A 16,115-nucleotide genomic window follows, 5' to 3' on the forward strand; every position below is an offset into this window, starting at 1 on the left:
CCTCGGTGTCCCTCGCAAGAGGCCGCCCCATGGCATCGCTGTTCGTTTTCCAATGCTGCCCACGCAGGAGCTGCAACATGACCTTTTCCGAAATGATGAACATTGGCCTGATGCAGGGCTTTGCCGGGTTGAGCCTGTTTGCCGTGCTGCTGCTCATGGGGCTGGGCCTGGCCATCATCTTTGGGCAGATGGGCGTGATCAACATGGCGCATGGCGAGTTCATGACCATTGGCGCCTACACCATCTACCTGGGCTCCACCCTCGCGGCCAACCATGCGCCGCAGATGATTCCGTATTACTTTCCGCTGGCCATCGTGGCGGCGTTTGGGTTTGCGTTTGTGGCGGGCTGGCTGGTGGAGTGGGGACTGATCCGCCACCTGTACAAGCGCCCGCTCGACACCCTGCTGGCCACCTGGGGTATCAGCCTGGCCCTGCAGCAGTCGTTTCGCACCTTCATCGGCCCGAAGGAGGTCAGCCCGACCTTGCCCGACTGGCTGCTGGGCTCGTGGGCGCCCGCCGAGGGGCTGGACATCCCGATCAACGGCCTGTTCGTGCTGGCGCTGACGGCGGTGGTCACGGGCGGCGTGCTGCTGGCCCTGCACCGAAGCCGCTGGGGCCTGCGGGTGCGCGCCACGGTGAGCAACCGCGTCATGGCCAACGCCATCGGCATCGACACCCAGAAGACCGACCGCCTGACCTTTGCCATCGGCTGTGGCATTGCCGGTGTGGCGGGCGCGGCGTTCACCACCATCGGCTCCACCGGCCCTACATCGGGCTCGCTCTACATCGTGGACGCCTTCCTGGTAGTGACCTTTGGCGGCGCCGCCAGCCTGCTGGGCACCGTGGTGTCGGCCTTTGGTATTGCGCAGACGCAGTCCATCACCGAGTTTTTCCTGGCGGGCTCCATGGCCAAGATGATCACGCTGTCGCTGATCGTGCTGATCCTGATGGTGCGGCCGCAGGGTTTGTTCGCCTCCAAAGTTCGCCGATGAAATTCGCTCAACTGTCCATTTCCTTCGAGCCCACCGGAGTCTCCGCATGAACGCCCTCAAAGCCTGGATCCTGCGCTACCAGCTCGCCAGTCTGGTACTGCTCACCGTGCTGCTGGCCGTGGTGCTGCCGCTGGCACTCGACATCTTTCGGCTGAACCTGGTGGGCAAGTACCTCACCTATGCGTTCGTCGCCATCGGCCTCGTGATGGTGTGGGGCTACGGCGGCGTGCTCAGCCTGGGGCAGGGCGTGTTCTTTGGCCTGGGGGGCTATGCCATGGCCATGTTCCTCAAGCTCGAAGCGTCGGACCCCATCAGCACCAAGATCCAGTCCACGCCCGGCATCCCGGACTTCATGGACTGGAACCAGATCACCGAGCTGCCCAACTTCTGGATTCCCTTCAAGAGCCTGCCGTTTGCGCTGGCAGCGGTCATCCTGGTGCCCACGGTGCTGGCCTGGGTCATCAGCTTCGCGATGTTCAAGCGCCGCGTGGGCGGCGTGTACTTTGCCATCATCACGCAGGCCGTGGCGCTGATCCTGACCGTGCTCATCATCGGCCAGCAGGGCTACACCGGGGGCGTGAACGGCATGACGGACCTCAAGACCCTGTGGGGCTGGGACACGCGCACCGACAGCGCCAAGTACATCCTGTACTACGTGTGCGTGGCGCTGCTCATAGGCTCCATCGTCCTGTGCCGCTGGATACAGACCGGCAAGGTGGGCACGCTGCTGCTGGCCATGCGCGACAAGGAAGACCGCGTGCGCTTTTCGGGGTACGACGTGGCCAATTTCAAGGTCTTCACCTTCTGCCTGGCCGCCGCGCTGTCGGGCATCGGTGGGGCGATGTTCTCGTTGCAGGTGGGCTTCATGTCGCCCAGCTTCGTGGGCATCGTGCCGTCCATCGAGATGGTGATCTACGCCGCCGTGGGCGGGCGCATGAGCCTGGTGGGGGCCGTGTATGGCACCTTGCTGGTGAACGCGGGCAAGACGTATTTCTCGGAGAGCTTTCCCGAGCTGTGGCTGTTCCTCATGGCCGGGCTTTTCATCGGCGTGACCATGGCCTTCCCCATGGGCCTGGCGGGCCTGTGGGAGAGCCATGTGGTGCCCTGGTGGAAGGGCCGCCGCGAAGCGTTGCGCCAGGCGTCCGCCCAAGGCCGGGCACCCGCAGCCCGCCCACCCGCCGATGCTGGGCCAGCGGCGGCATCGTCGCCCGTACCGTCTGCCGCGCTGCCTGACGGCGTGAGCCGCCAGGGCGTCTGAAACCACCGGAGCACCCCTCATGAGCAACACCGACTTCGCGCTGGCCATTGAAGACCTGACCGTGTCGTTCGACGGCTTCAAGGCCATCGACGACCTCACGCTGTACATCGACAAGAACGAGCTGCGCGTGATCATCGGCCCCAACGGAGCGGGCAAGACCACGCTGCTGGACCTGATCTGCGGCAAGACGCGCGCCACAGGGGGCAGCATCAAGTTCAAGAACGAAGAACTCACCCGCATGGCCGAGCACAAGCGCGTGCGGCTGGGCATCGGGCGCAAGTTCCAGACACCCTCCATCTACGAGAACCTGTCGGTCTTCCAGAACCTGGAGGTGTCCTACCCCGCGGGCCGCTCGGTGCTGGGCGCGCTGGCGTTCAAGTGCACCGACGAAGTCAAGGCGCGTGTGCAGGTGGTGGCCGAGGACATCGGCCTGGGGGACAAGCTCGACACCGAGGCGGGCCTGCTCAGCCACGGGCAAAAGCAGTGGCTGGAGATCGGCATGCTGCTGATGCAGGAGCCCGAGCTGCTGATGCTGGACGAGCCCATCGCTGGCATGAGCGCCCGCGAGCGTGAGCTGACGGCCGAGCTGCTGCAGCGCATCTGCAAGAACCGCGCGGTGATCGTCATTGAGCACGACATGGAGTTCGTCAAGCGCATTGCCCACAAGGTCACCGTGATGCACCAGGGAAAGATCCTGGCCGAAGGCCCCATGGAGAAGGTGCAGGCGGACCCCAAGGTCATCGACGTGTACCTCGGTCATTGACTTCGCCACCCGCCCACCGAACCCCCACAGGAGCGCAGCATGCTGGAAGTCAAAGATCTGTTTGTGGCCTACGGCCAGAGCGAGGCGCTGCACGGCATCTCGTTTGACGGCCGTGCCAACGAGACCGTGGCCATCATGGGCCGCAATGGCATGGGCAAAACCACGCTGTTCAAGAGCCTCATGGGCGTGATGCCCGTCAAGAGCGGCCAGATCACCGTGGCAGGCCAGGACGTGACCAAAGACGAGAGCTTTCGCCGCGTGGCCAAGGGCATCGCCTATGTGCCGCAAGGCCGCATGATCTTCCCGACCCTCACGGTGCAAGAGAACATCGAGACCGGGCTGGAAAACTCCAAGACGCGGCAGATTCCCGAAGACATCTACGCGCTGTTCCCCGTGCTGTGGGACATGCGCCGCCGCAAGGGCGGCAACCTGTCGGGCGGGCAGCAGCAGCAGCTGGCCATTGCGCGAGCGCTGGTCACCGACCCCAAGGTGCTGCTGCTCGACGAGCCCACCGAGGGCATCCAGCCCTCGATCATCAAGGACATCGCCAAGGCGCTCAACGAGATCCGCAAGCTGCGCCAGATCACCATCGTGGTGAGCGAGCAGGTGCTGTCATTCGCGATGGACGTGGCCGACCGGCTGTTCGTCATCGAGGGCGGCCGCCTGGTGCATGAGACGGCACGCGCTGACACCGACCAGCAGCGCATCAAGGCTTATTTGTCTGTATGAGGCACCCCCTGTGTCGCTTCGCGCCTTCCCCCTCTCTCGCATCGCTGCGCGCTGCAGGAGGGGAACGCCCCCAGCGCGGCGGGGCGGCCCTTGCGCGGGGGCACTGGCCTTCGCCGTGACAGTTTCGCAGGGCGCTTGCCGTGCAAGCCCTGGACTCTCTTCCCCCACTTTTTCCTCTGTCCACCCACCCTTCCAAGGAGCACGCCATGGCTGAAACCCTGATCAAGGTCGATCTGAGCAAGTCGCCCACCGAGAACGAGAACATCCACAACCGCTGGCACCCCGACATCCCCATGGCCTGCTGGGTCAACCCTGGCGATGAGTTCGTGCTGGAGACGTTCGACTGGACCGGCGGTTTCATCAAGAACAATGACAGCGCCGACGACGTGCGCGACATCGACCTGACCACGGTGCACTACCTCAGCGGCCCCGTGGGCGTGAAGGGCGCCGAGCCGGGCGACCTGCTGGTGGTGGACCTGCTGGACATTGGCGCCAAGCAGGACAGCCTGTGGGGCTTCAACGGTTTCTTCAGCAAGAAAAATGGCGGCGGCTTTCTGACCGAGCACTTTCCCCAGGCGCAAAAGTCCATCTGGGACTTTCATGGCATGTTCACCAGTTCGCGCCATGTGCCAGGTGTGAAGTACGCCGGCCTCATCCACCCCGGCCTGATCGGATGCCTGCCCGACCGCAAGATGCTGGAACAGTGGAACGCCCGTGAGCAGACCCTGATCGACTCGGACCCCACGGCCGGGCTGGCCAACCCACCCTCGGCGGGCACCGCGCACATGGGTCGCCTCACGGGCGATGCCAAGGCCAAGGCGGCTGCCGAAGGGGCCCGCACGGTGCCACCGCGCGAGCATGGCGGCAACTGCGACATCAAGGACTTGTCGCGCGGCGCCAAGGTGTTCTTCCCGGTGTATGTGGACGGTGCCGGGCTGTCGGTGGGCGACCTGCACTTCAGCCAGGGCGATGGCGAAATCACCTTCTGCGGCGCCATCGAGATGGCGGGCTGGGTGCACATGAAGGTCACGCTCATCAAGGGCGGCATGGCCAAGTACGGCATCAAGAACCCCATCTTCAAGCCCAGCCCCATCACGCCCACCTACAACGACTACCTGATCTTCGAGGGCATCAGCGTGGACGAAAGCGGCAAGCAGTACTACCTGGATGTGAACGTGGCCTACCGCCAGGCCTGCCTGAACGCCATCGAGTACCTCAAGAAGTTCGGCTACTCGGGCGCGCAGGCGTATTCCATCCTGGGCACAGCCCCGGTGCAGGGCCACATCAGCGGCGTGGTGGATGTGCCCAACGCCTGCGCCACGCTGTGGCTGCCCACGCAGATCTTTGACTTTGACATCAACCCCAGCGCCGCAGGGCCGGTCCAGCACCTGGATGGCTCGGTGGTCATGCCGCTGTCGCCCGATCTGGCCTGACCCACGGGGCGCCTTCGCCAGAAAGAACCCGCCATGCCCACCTACGACTACGCCTGTGCCCAGTGTGGCGGTTTTGATGCCTTCCGCCTGCTGGCCGACCGCAACGAACCCGCCGCCTGCCCGGACTGCGGCGCCGCATCGCCGCGCGTGTTTGCCACCGCACCGCGCCTGGCGCTCATGAGCGCGTCGGCGCGCAGCGCCATCGCCACCAACGAGCGCGCGCGGCACGAGCCGCAGCGCTCGGGCGACTACGCCCGCCTCAAGCACCCTGCAGGCTGTGGTTGCTGTTCGTCATCGCAAAGCCGCAAGGCCACGGTGACGGCGCCCAGCGGCGCCAAGGCGTTTCCCAGCAAACGGCCCTGGATGATTTCTCATTGATAGGGGTGCTTCACCATGATTCACGGCGATATCTCCAGCAGCAAGGACACCGTCGGCGTGGCGGTGGTCAACTACAAGATGCCACGCCTGCACAGCAAGGCCGAGGTGCTGGACAACGCGCGCAAGATCGCGGACATGCTGGTGGGCATGAAGACCGGCCTGCCCGGCATGGACCTGGTGATCTTTCCGGAGTACAGCACCCACGGCATCATGTACGACGCCCAGGAGATGATGGACACGGCGGCCACCATCCCCGGCGAGGAGACCGAGATCTTCGCCGCCGCCTGCCGCAAGGCCAAGGTGTGGGGCGTTTTCTCGCTCACCGGCGAGCGCCATGAGAAGCATCCGCACAAGGTGCCGTACAACACCTTGATCCTGATGAACGACCAGGGCGAGATCGTGCAGAAGTACCGCAAGATCATGCCCTGGACCCCCATCGAAGGCTGGTACCCGGGGGACACCACGTACGTGAGCGAAGGCCCCAAGGGCCTGAAGATCAGCCTCATCATCTGCGACGACGGCAACTACCCCGAGATCTGGCGCGACTGCGCCATGAAGGGCGCTGAGCTCATCGTGCGGTGCCAGGGCTACATGTACCCCGCCAAGGAGCAACAGATTCTGATGAGCAAGGCCATGGCCTTTGCCAACAACACCTACGTGGCCGTGGCCAATGCCGCCGGGTTCGACGGCGTGTACAGCTACTTTGGCCACAGCGCGCTGATTGGCTTTGATGGCCGAACGCTCGGTGAATGCGGCGAGGAGGAATACGGGGTGCAGTACGCAGCGTTGTCAAAAAGCCTGATCCGCGACTTCCGCAGGAACGGGCAGTCCGAAAACCACCTCTTCAAGCTGCTGCACCGGGGCTACACCGGCATGATCAACTCCCGCGACGGGGACCAGGGCGTGGCCGCCTGCCCGTATGACTTCTACACCCGCTGGGTGAATGACCCCGAAGGCACCCGCAAGGCCGTGGAAGCCATCACCCGGCCCATGGTGGGCACCGAGGAATGCCCGATGAAGGGCATCCCCAACCCTGACAGCGCAGGCCGCAGCTGACGCCAAAGGGGGGTGTGGCGCGGGTTCGCCCGTTCGATGCACTGCAGCGGCCTGAGATCTTCAAACAGTGTCAACCGCCTGTGCGAGGCCCGCACTGCGCCCGATAATCGGCCCCCATGCGTGGGCCGTTCTTTTCTATCCTGTGGATGTCGTCCTGTGCGCTGCTGTGCGCCGTGCTCGCGGGCTGCGCGGGCAACGCGCCCACGCAGCGCGGCGAGGTCAAGGGCGCATCCGCCGCGCCCGGTGAGCTGGCCCAGTCCGACATGAACCGCCTGGCCACGCTGGCCATGCAGGAGAACCTGGAGGGCTTGTTCCGCCTCATGGACAAGCTCTACCGCCGCAACCCCGCCGAATGGCGCAAGACCAGCACCACCAGCCGCGAGCACGCCGCCGAGCAGGTGCGCACGGCCATCCTGCAGCGCCAGCCCTGGGCGCCACTGCAGGGGCGCCGTGACATCGCCGCGATGGGCTTTGCGCTGGCGCCGGAGTTTGCGGGAGACCGCGTGGCGGCGTTCATCCATGCGACGGCCGACATGATCATCACGGCCCATGGCGGCAAGACCGAGTTCTTCTTGCTCGACGGTGTGGATGCCCAGCACCTCTACAACGCCGCGCGCAATGTGGAAAGCGCCGTGTGGCTGCTGGCCCAGCGCCGCAATGCCCAGGGCCAGCCGCTGCTGCTGGCCGACGAAATCGGGCCCCAGGGCCGCAACCTGAGCTTCGAGCGCGAGTTCGGCAAGGTCATCGCGCGGCTCGACCTGCTGGCCGCCCTGACCACCGAAAAGTACCGCCGCGCTGCCATCAGCTACGTGCAGGGTATCGTGGGCGGGACTTTCCTGCAGTTTCTGCCGGTGCGTTAAGGGCGATTCGACCGCGTCCAGCGCGGGACGCGCCGTCAGCGCGCGCCGACGCGCATGAACGTTCCAGATGGAAACGTGGCGTTACACTTTGGCCACCCTTCCACTCCAAATCGGGACTTCACCATGCGCCAACGTGCATTGCTGTGGCTCACTGCGTTCTTGTTGGCCATGGTGGCCGCGACCGCAGCGCATGCCCAAGACGCGGACCTTTCCATCACAAAGACCGATGGAGTGACCACGGCCACGCCGGGCGGATCGGTGACCTACACCATCACCGCCAGCAATGCAGGGCCGGACCCCGCCGTCGGTGCCACGGTGGCGGACACTTTTCCGGCCGTGCTCACCGGCACCTGGACCTGCGTGGGCGCGGGCGGCGGCACCTGCACGGCGGCGGGCAGCGGCAACATCAACGATGGCGTCAATCTGCCCGCGGGCGGCTCGGTGACTTACACGGTGAGCGCCGTGATCAATGCGTCTGCGACGGGCACGCTGACCAACACCGCGACGGTGACGTCTGCCGTGAACGACCCCAACCCAGCCAACAACAGCGCCACCGACTCCGACACGCTCACGCCACAGGCGGATCTGTCCATCACCAAGACCGATGGCGTGACCACGGCCGTTCCGGGCGGATCGGTGACGTACACCATCACCGCCAGCAACGCGGGGCCGTCCAATGCGTCGGGGGCCGCGGTGCTCGATACCTTCCCTGCCGCGCTCACCGGCACCTGGACCTGCGTCGGCGCGGGCGGAGGCACCTGCACGGCGGCGGGCAGCGGCAACATCAACGACATCGTCAACCTGCCCGCGGGGGGATCGGTCACCTACACGGTGAGCGCCACGATCAGCGGTTCGGCGACCGGAACGCTGGTCAACACGGCGACGGTGACAGCGCCGGGCGGGGTGACCGATCCCAACCCCGCCAACAACAGCGCCACCGACACCGACACCCTCGCGTCGCAAGCCGACCTGGCCATCACCAAGACGGATGGTGTGACCACGGCCGTTCCGGGCGGCTCGGTCACCTACACCATCACCGCCAGCAACGCCGGCCCATCGAACGCCGCAGGCGCGGGCGTGGTGGACACCTTCCCCGCCGCCCTCACGGGCACCTGGACCTGCGTCGGCGCGGGCGGAGGCACCTGCACGGCGGCGGGCAGCGGCAATATCAGCGACACCGTCAACCTGCCCGCGGGCGGCTCGGTGACCTACACCGTCAGCGCCACGGTGAGTGCGGCGGCCACGGGAACGCTGGTCAACACGGCGACGGTGACGGCGCCGGGCGGGGTGACCGACCCCAACCCGGCCAACAACAGCGCCACCGACACCGACACCGTCACGCCGCAGGCGGATCTGGCCATCACCAAGACGGACGGCGTGACCACGGCCACCCCGGGCGGCTCGGTGACCTACACCATCACCGCGAGCAATGCCGGGCCCTCCGGCGTCGCTGGGGCAACGGTGGCGGACACCCTGCCCGCGGTGCTGACCGGCACCTGGACCTGCGTGGGCGCGGGCGGCGGCACCTGCACGGCCTCGGGCAGTGGCAGCATCAACGACACCGTCAACCTGCCCGCGGGCGGATCGGTGACCTACACCGTCAGCGCCACGGTGGGCGCGTCGGCGACGGGGACACTGGTCAACACCGCGACCGTCGCGGCCCCAGGTGGCGTGACCGACCCCAACCCCGGCAACAACAGCGCCACCGACACCGACACCATCGCGGCGGCCCCGAGCGCGATTCCATCCCTGTCGGAATGGGCGCTGTGGCTGCTCGCCGGCCTGGTGCTGCTGGCCGCGCTGGGCCAGCGCCGCCAGATGCGCTGACCGCGGGCGGGCCAACTACAATCGGCCCCTGGTCCAAGGAGCGTTGCAGCGGCTTGCCGTGCCCTGGTGGGGCATGGCGGCTCGTCAGGCTTGGGCCGCGCATCCCTCAGTACATTGACAACGACGCTCACCTGAACCCCCTTGTGCCGCGCAGGTGAGCCTTATGTCAGATTTGTCCGTCCCCCCCATGAAGTTGTCCGGCCTGGAGCCTGTCTCCATTGGCGAGGGCACGCTGTTCGTCAACATCGGCGAGCGCACCAACGTCACCGGCTCCAAGGCCTTCGCGCGCATGATTTTGAACGGCCAGTACGAAGAGGCCCTGGCCGTGGCGCGCCAGCAGGTGGAGAACGGCGCCCAGGTCATCGACATCAACATGGACGAGGCCATGCTCGACAGCAAGGCCGCCATGGTGCGCTTTCTGCAGCTCATCGCGTCCGAGCCCGACATCGCGCGCGTGCCCATCATGGTGGACAGCTCCAAGTGGGAGGTGATCGAAGCCGGCCTGCGTTGCGTGCAGGGCAAGGGCATCGTCAACTCCATCTCCATGAAGGAGGGCGTGGACAAGTTCAAGCACGAGGCGCGCCTGGTGCGCCGCTACGGCGCCGCTGCGGTGGTCATGGCGTTTGACGAAAAAGGCCAGGCCGACACCTACGAACGCAAGATCGAAATCTGCGAACGCGCCTACCGCATCCTGGTCGATGAAGTGGGCTTCCCGCCCGAAGACATCATCTTCGACCCCAACATCTTCGCCGTGGCCACCGGCATCGAAGAGCACAACAACTACGCCGTCGATTTCATCGAGGCCGTGCGCTGGATCAAGCAGAACCTGCCGGGCGCCAAGGTCTCGGGCGGCGTGTCGAACGTGTCGTTCAGCTTCCGGGGCAACGACCCCGTGCGCGAGGCCATCCACACCGTGTTCCTGTACCACGCCATCAAGGCGGGCATGGACATGGGCATCGTCAATGCCGGCATGGTGGGTGTGTACGACGACCTGGAGCCCGTGCTGCGCGAGCGCGTGGAAGACGTGGTGCTCAACCGCCGCCCCGACGCCGGCGAGCGCCTGGTCGAGATCGCCGAAACCGCCAAGAGCGGCGCCAAGGACGAGAGCAAGAAACTCGAATGGCGCGGCACGCCCGAGCACCCCAAGACCGTGGGCGAGCGCCTGTCGCATGCGCTGGTGCACGGCATCACCGACTTCATCACCGAGGACACCGAAGAGGCCTACCGCGAGATCCTGGCCAGGGGCGGCCGTCCGCTGCACGTGATTGAGGGCCCGCTCATGGACGGCATGAACGTGGTGGGCGATTTGTTCGGCGCCGGCAAGATGTTCCTGCCCCAGGTGGTGAAAAGCGCGCGCGTGATGAAGTCCGCCGTGGCCCACCTGATTCCGTACATCGAGGAAGAAAAGCGCCAGGACGAACTGGCAGGGCGCGACGTGCGCAGCAAGGGCAAGATCGTCATCGCCACCGTCAAGGGCGACGTGCACGACATCGGCAAGAACATCGTCACCGTCGTGCTCCAGTGCAACAACTTCGAGGTGGTGAACATGGGCGTGATGGTGCCCTGCCACGAGATCCTGGCGCGCGCCAAGGTCGAGGGCGCCGACATCGTGGGCCTGTCGGGCCTGATCACCCCCAGCCTGGAAGAAATGCAGTACGTCGCGGGCGAGATGCAGAAGGACGAGCACTTCCGCATCAAGAAGATCCCGCTGCTCATCGGCGGCGCCACCACCAGCCGCGTGCACACCGCCGTGAAGATCGCGCCGCACTACGAAGGCCCCGTGGTCTACGTTCCCGATGCCTCGCGCAGCGTCAGCGTGGCGCAGAGCCTGCTGGGCGACGGCGTGCAGAACTACGTGGACGAGCTGAATGCCGACTACGACAAGGTGCGCATCCAGCACGCCAACAAGAAGGCCACGCCCCTGTGGCCCCTGGCCAAGATCCGCGCGAACAAGACACCCGTGGACTGGTCCGCCTACCAGCCCGCCATGCCACGTGCGCTGGGCCGCCGCGTGTTCAAGAACTTCGACCTGGCCGAGCTGGCCAGGTACATCGACTGGGGCCCGTTCTTCCAGACCTGGGACCTGGCCGGCCCGTACCCCGCCATCCTCACCGATGAGGTGGTGGGCGTGGAGGCCACGCGCGTGTTTGCCGATGGCCAGGCCATGCTGAAAAAGATCATCGAAGGCCGGTGGCTCACGGCCAGCGGCGTGATGGCGCTGCTGCCCGCCAACAGCGTGAACGACGACGACATCGAGTTCTACACCGACGACACCCGCACCGAGGTCGCCATGACCTGGTACGGCCTGCGCCAGCAAGCGGAAAAGCACACCATCGACGGCGTGACCCGCCCCAGCCGCTGCCTGGCCGACTTCGTGGCGCCCAAGGAAAGCGGCATTGCCGACTACGCCGGCATGTTCGCCGTGACGGCGGGCCTGGGGATCGAGAAGAAGGAAAAGGCCTTCATCGACGCGCTGGACGATTACTCCGCCATCCTGTTCAAGAGCCTGGCCGACCGCCTGGCCGAAGCCTTTGCCGAAGCCCTGCACCACCGCGTGCGCACCGACCTGTGGGGCTATGCCGCCGGCGAGGCGCTGAGCAACGACGACATGATCGCCGAGAAGTACCGCGGCATCCGCCCCGCGCCCGGCTACCCCGCCTGCCCCGACCACAGCGCCAAGAGCGAGCTGTTCCGTGTGCTGCAGTGCGAAGACATCGGCATGACCCTCACCGAAAGCCTGGCCATGATGCCGGCGGCCAGCGTGAGCGGCTTCTACATCGGTCATCCGGATGCCGTGTACTTCAACGTCGGCAAGATCGGTGAAGACCAGTTGCACGACATGGCGCAGCGCCGCAGGATGGATGAGAAGGTGCTGGAGCGGTTGCTGGCGCCGAATCTGTGATGCTATTGATTTTATAGCTTCTGGCGCTTGATGGATAAGCGCCAGGTGCTGATTTGATCGAATGGACAGAAAGGCCCCGCACGCGGGGCCTTTCTGTTGGCGGCCTTGCCGGAAAGCGCTTCGCAAGCCATGGGCCTGCCTCCAGACCGGCGCGCCTGCACCATGCCTGGCGCGTGTTTTTGGCAGTGGGAACCCTACTTCAGGAGGGATGCTATTTGCCAGGGCGCAGCATGTAATCAGCCACGATTGGGACAAGCTCGGTGCGGCGCTGCCGCTGCACTTTTCACAGGACAGTGGCTCCCGCCGTGGGCCGCGCAGGGCCCGCCCAAGCACAAGACAAAGAACTGTGTAGGGGCGATGCCAATGCTGCGTTTCCATGGATTTCCGGAGGGGCTCCGTCATGCGGCCCTGCGCCTGCTGGCTTGCGCGGCGCTGCTGGCGGGTTTGCTGCAGCCTGGCATGGCCAGCGCCGCGCACACCTCGCTCATCTGCCCGGCCAAGGGTGGTGGGGTCACGCAAGGCGGCACGGTCACCATCGACGTGACCGACTGCACGCCAGGTATTGGCTGGGCGGGCACCGGTCCGGTGGACGGGCCGGCGTTGCCGCTGCATGGCAGTGCCAACCTGCGCATCACCGGACCGAACTGGGTCCTGGACTACAGCCACAATGGCAACAGCGCCACCAGCGACTACTTCGAGTTCACCGACGCATCGGGCAACGCCACTGCGCAAAGCGTCGTGGGCGTGACGGTCACCATCCATCCCTCGTCGTCTCCCATTGCGGTTGCACCCGCAACATTGCCCGCCCTGACGGCGGGCACGCCGTTTTCGCAGGCCCTCAGCGCCAGCGGCGGCACGGCGCCATACACCTACACGCTGCAAGGCGGCGCGCTGCCCCCGGGCCTCGGCCTGGCCGGTTCGGGCGCAATCACCGGCACGCCCACCCGGCGCGGGGGCTACACCTTCAGCGTGCGCTCCACCGACCATGGCGGCCTGTTCGTGGACAAGGGCTACACCGGCACGGTGGGCAACCCGAGCCTGGCGCTGGCCACCCCCACGGGCACGGCGGTGCAGGGCCAGCCCTTCTCGCAAGCACTGGCCACCACGGGCGGTGTGCCGCCCTACAGCTATCTGCTGGAGACGGGCAGCTTCCCGGCGGGCATCAGCATCTCCGGCGCGGGCGTGGTCAGCGGCACCACGGCGGCGTCCCTGGGCAGCTACCCGGTGACCTTGCGGGTCACGGACGCCAGCACGGGGCCTGGGAGCTATTTCGAGCTGGAGAACTACACGCTGGTGGTCAGCCAGCAGCCCGTGCTGTCCATCAACGACGTGGCGGCCAGCGAAGGCAATGCGGGCATGGCCCATTTCAGTTTCACGGTCAGTCTCAGCGCGCCCGCCGGGCCGGGCGGCGTCACCTTCGACATCGCCACGGCCAATGGCACGGCCACCGCGGGGGCCGACTACGTGGCGCACAGCCTCGCGGGCCAGGCCATACCCGCAGGCAGCAGCACCTACCCCTTCGTGGTGCAGGTGCCGGGCAATGCGCTCTTCCAGCCGGACAGGACGTTTTGGGTGAATGTGACCAATCTGGTGAATGCCGTGGCGGGCGACGCGCAGGGCCAGGGCACCATCGTCAACGACGACGCGGCCCCCAGCCTGTCGATCAACGATGCGACCGTGGTGGAGGGCCACGGCGGTACCACCGGCGCCGTCTTCACCGTGTCCCTGAGCGCGCCGAGTGGCTTCACCACCAGCGTCAACTACGCCACGGCCAACGGCACGGCCACGCAGCCCGGCGACTACACCGCCACCAGCGGCACGCTGACTTTCACGCCAGGGCAAACCTTGCTCACCGTCACGGTGCCCGTGGTCGGCGACACCACGCCCGAGGCCCACGAGACCTTCTTCGTCCACCTGAGCGGCGCCGTCAACGCCACCATCGCCGACAACCAGGGCCTGGGCACCATCACCAACGACGATGTGCCTGTGGCCGTCGGCCCCGGCACCCTGCCGGGCGGCACGGTGGCGGCGGCCTACAGCCAGACCCTGGCGGGCAGCGGTGGCGCAGGCCCTTATGCCTTCGCGGTGACGGCGGGCGCGCTGCCCACGGGGCTGGCCTTGTCCACCGGCGGGCTGCTCGGCGGCATGCCCACGGCGGGCGGTGCGTTCAATTTCACGGTCACCGCCACCGACAGCAGCGCCTTTCCGGGGCCGTATGCGGGCTCGCAGGCCTATACCCTGGCCATTGCCAGCCCCACGGTGTCGCTGGCCCCCGCCACCGTGCCGGGCGGCACGCGCACCGTGGCCTACAGCACTCCGCTCGCGGCATCGGGCGGCACGGCGCCGTACACCCATGCCGTCACGGCCGGGGCGTTGCCGGGCGGGCTGCTGCTCAGCGCGGGTGGCGTGCTGTCGGGCACGCCCACGGCCACGGGGTCCTTCAACTTCAGCGTGACCGCCACCGACAGCAGCACCGGCACCGGCCCCTACACCGCCACGCGCGCCTACACGCTGGTGGTGGCCGATGCGGCGCCGGTGGCCAGCCACTCGGCGCACACGGTGGCCTATGGCTCCAGCGGCAACGCCGTGCCGCTGAGCCTCTCCGGCGGGGCGGCCACGTCGCTGGCCCTCACCACGCCGGCCGCGCACGGCACGGCGATGGTCAGTGGCACCACCCTCCAGTACACGCCCACGCCGGGCTATGCGGGCAGTGACAGTCTTGCCTATACCGCCACCAACACCTCCGGCACATCGTCGCCCGCCACCGTCACGCTGACCGTGAGCCCGCCCACCCTGGTGGTCAGCCCCAACAGCGCGCAGACCGCCATGGTGGGCAGCGCCTACACCCGCACCTTCACCTGGAGCGGCGGCGCCGCGCCCTACACGGGCCTGCAGGTGCAGAACCTGCCCGCGGGCCTGTCGGTCACGGCCACCACGGCCGACAGCGCCACGGTGTCGGGCACGCCCTCGGTGGCCGGTGCGTTCAACCTCCACCTCACCGCCACCGACAGCAGCACCGGCGCCGGCCCGTTCAACGGCGCGCTGGCCGTGGCGCTCACGGTGGGAGCCCCCACCGTCACCCTGGCGCCCGCCACGCTGCCCGCTGCCGGCGCGTACAGCGCCTACAGCCAGGCCCTCGCGGCGGCCGGTGGGCTGGCCCCGCACAGCTATGCCGTGAGCACCGGCGCCTTGCCCCCGGGCCTGGCGCTGAGCACGGCTGGCGTGCTGGCCGGTACCGTGGGCGCACCGGGCACCTACCATTTCACCGTCACGGCCACCGACGCCAGCGGGGCGGCCTATACAGGCAGCCAGGCCTACACGCTGCAGGTGGCGCTGGCGCAGACCTACAGCGGCCCGTCCCCCACGGGCTCGGGCACCATCACGGCCAGCTTTGGCGGCGGCGGTGCGGGGTGCGTGTTCGCCAGCGCGCAGTTCATCCCGCCGTCGGGCCACGCGTCCAGCCCGCCCGCCCACAGCGCCCCGGCGGGGGTGCAGTTTCCGCACGGGCTGTTTGACTTCGCCACCACGGGCTGCACGCCGGGCAGCACGCTGCAGTTCACCATCACCTACCCCGGCGCGCTGCCGGCCCACACCCAGTACTGGAAGTACGGCCCCACGCCGGCCAGCCCGCCCAACGCGGCGCCACGCTGGTACACCCTGCCCGCCGGGGTGGCGGGCGCGGTGGCGACCTTCTCCATCACCGACGGCGCCCTGGGGGATGATGACCTGGCCGCCAACGGCGCCATCGTGGACGCGGGTGGCGCGGGCTTCGGGCTGGCCGCCACGGCCGTGCCGCTGGGCGACGGGCTGATCTGGTGGCTGGCCCTGGGTCTGCTGGCCGTGGCCGCAGGCCAGCGCCGCCGGGGCGCGGGGTAATGTGCGGTTGATATGAAAATCATAGCTGCCAGCGCTTTCGA

Annotated in this window: 11 protein-coding genes and 1 riboswitch; all 11 genes read left to right on the plus strand. The window is 67.2% G+C overall.

Annotated features, from left to right (window positions below; all coding sequences use genetic code 11):
* Window positions 1-77 precede the first annotated feature (77 nt).
* The 11 genes from urtB to AC3RCE_RS01245 all read left to right on the plus strand — a co-directional run bounded on the left by urtB (window position 78) and on the right by AC3RCE_RS01245 (window position 16,074).
* A complete protein-coding gene (gene urtB / locus AC3RCE_RS01195) occupies window positions 78-992 on the plus strand; it encodes an urea ABC transporter permease subunit UrtB (RefSeq protein WP_492254343.1) in 915 nt (304 codons plus the stop codon).
* 46 nt (window positions 993-1,038) lie between these two features.
* Window positions 1,039-2,250, plus strand: coding sequence for an urea ABC transporter permease subunit UrtC (gene urtC / locus AC3RCE_RS01200; RefSeq protein ID WP_492254344.1), 1,212 nt, complete (start codon window positions 1,039-1,041; stop codon window positions 2,248-2,250).
* Between the two features lie 19 nt (window positions 2,251-2,269).
* Window positions 2,270-3,013, plus strand: a complete 744-nt coding sequence (gene urtD, locus AC3RCE_RS01205; RefSeq protein ID WP_121507918.1) for an urea ABC transporter ATP-binding protein UrtD — start codon at window positions 2,270-2,272, stop codon at window positions 3,011-3,013.
* Window positions 3,014-3,052: 39 nt separating this feature from the next.
* Complete coding sequence (urtE, locus tag AC3RCE_RS01210) at window positions 3,053-3,742, plus strand: urea ABC transporter ATP-binding subunit UrtE (RefSeq protein WP_218296555.1); 690 nt, start codon at window positions 3,053-3,055, stop codon at window positions 3,740-3,742.
* Window positions 3,743-3,948: 206 nt separating this feature from the next.
* The gene (gene fmdA, locus AC3RCE_RS01215) at window positions 3,949-5,175 is read left to right on the plus strand and encodes a formamidase (protein WP_218296556.1); all 1,227 of its coding nucleotides are present in this window, start codon (window positions 3,949-3,951) and stop codon (window positions 5,173-5,175) included.
* A gap of 33 nt (window positions 5,176-5,208) precedes the next feature.
* On the plus strand, window positions 5,209-5,553 hold the full coding sequence (locus AC3RCE_RS01220; RefSeq protein WP_057228095.1) for an FmdB family zinc ribbon protein: 345 nt from the start codon (window positions 5,209-5,211) through the stop codon (window positions 5,551-5,553).
* 15 nt (window positions 5,554-5,568) lie between these two features.
* A complete protein-coding gene (locus AC3RCE_RS01225) occupies window positions 5,569-6,609 on the plus strand; it encodes an aliphatic amidase (protein WP_218296557.1) in 1,041 nt (346 codons plus the stop codon).
* A 146-nt stretch (window positions 6,610-6,755) separates the two neighbouring features.
* On the plus strand, window positions 6,756-7,469 hold the full coding sequence (locus AC3RCE_RS01230; protein ID WP_370627742.1) for a hypothetical protein: 714 nt from the start codon (window positions 6,756-6,758) through the stop codon (window positions 7,467-7,469).
* Window positions 7,470-7,592: 123 nt separating this feature from the next.
* Entirely contained in the window at window positions 7,593-9,296 is a 1,704-nt protein-coding gene (locus tag AC3RCE_RS01235; protein WP_218296559.1) for an IPTL-CTERM sorting domain-containing protein, read from the plus strand.
* Between the two features lie 29 nt (window positions 9,297-9,325).
* Window positions 9,326-9,432, plus strand: a riboswitch (S-adenosyl-L-homocysteine riboswitch).
* A 51-nt stretch (window positions 9,433-9,483) separates the two neighbouring features.
* The gene (metH, locus tag AC3RCE_RS01240; protein WP_492254345.1) at window positions 9,484-12,198 is read left to right on the plus strand and encodes a methionine synthase; all 2,715 of its coding nucleotides are present in this window, start codon (window positions 9,484-9,486) and stop codon (window positions 12,196-12,198) included.
* Between the two features lie 363 nt (window positions 12,199-12,561).
* Entirely contained in the window at window positions 12,562-16,074 is a 3,513-nt protein-coding gene (locus tag AC3RCE_RS01245; RefSeq protein WP_492254346.1) for a putative Ig domain-containing protein, read from the plus strand.
* The last annotated feature ends 41 nt before the right edge of the window (window positions 16,075-16,115 follow it).

The organism is Acidovorax sp. GW823-FHT05D11, from assembly GCF_058795695.1.